At 73.8% G+C, this 1,169-nt stretch carries 1 protein-coding gene; it reads left to right on the forward strand.

What is annotated here, in order from left to right:
* Positions 1-377: 377 nt before the first annotated feature.
* The coding region (locus ND748_RS32395) for an AfsR/SARP family transcriptional regulator (RefSeq protein ID WP_251750071.1) at positions 378-1,169 on the forward strand (792 nt) is incomplete at its 3' end.

A 1,169-nucleotide genomic window follows, 5' to 3' on the forward strand; every position in this document is an offset into this window, starting at 1 on the left:
CGTCCCCGCCGGCCCCGCCGGGGTCGGCGCCCGCCCCGGCGCCCCGGGCCGTCGCGACAGGATCCTCGTCACCGCGATCGCCATGATCCCGACACCTCCTACCGCGCCGGCCGACTGCCGGCGGTCCGTCGTCCTCGGTTCTCGGTTCTCGTCGATGTGGAGTGCACAACAGAGACATCAACGACCGGTGCACGCACGGTCACCGCCGACGTTGAGCGACCGTTGACGGGTCCCGTGCGCCGTCCCGGGATCACTGCGGGTCCGGACCTGACGCGGAACCGACAGTGCCCGCGAGGATCGATGGTTGCCGCGGGCTCCCTCTCGAGTGCACGCTGCGATAAACAGACATCACCCCGGCGCCGTGACGAGAGGACGAGATGCCCGACCGCGACAGCCTGCAGTTCGCCATCCTGGGTCCGCTGGAGGTCACCGCGGCCGGGACGCCCGTCCCGCTGGGCGGCGCCCAGCGCAAGGTCCTGATGACCGTCCTGCTGCTCGAGGCCGGCAAGGCCGTGTCGATCCCCCGGCTGATGGAGGTGATCTGGGGCGATTCGCCGCCGGAGGGGGCGCTGCGCACGCTGCGCACCCACGTCAGCGAGCTGCGACGGGTGATGGCCGACGACAAGCCGCCGCGGATGCTGCTGCGCAAGGGCACGGGCTACCTGCTCGACGTGCGGGCGGAGCAGATCGACGTCGAGCGGGTGCGGCGGCTGCTGGCGCAGGGCCGGCGAGCGGTGGACGACGGCGACCCGGTGAGCGCGATCGCGCCGCTGCAGGAGGCCCAGTCGCTGTGGCGGGGGCCGCCCCTGGTCGACGTCGCGGACCATCCGTTCGCGCACGGCTACACGGAGGCGCTCACCGAACTCCAGCTCGACGTGGCCAAGACACGGATCGCCGCCGATCTGTCCCTGGGCCGGCACCGGGAGGTCATCGGCGACCTGCGGATGCTCGTCGCCCGCCATCAGCACGACGACGGCCTGCGCCGGGAGCTGGTCGTCGCCTTCTACCGGGACGGCCGGACCGACGACGCCGCCCGGGCCTGCCGGGATGGCCTGGAGGCCCTGCACGAGCTCGGGCTGGACTCCCCGATGCTGCGCCGGCTGCAGGAGGACGTGCTGCGCGGGGCGCCGGGGCTCGCCTGGGCGCCGCCGCGCTCGCTGGGCCGCCCC

This window comes from Frankia sp. AiPs1, assembly GCF_023716945.1.
GTDB lineage: Bacteria > Actinomycetota > Actinomycetes > Frankiales > Frankiaceae > Frankia.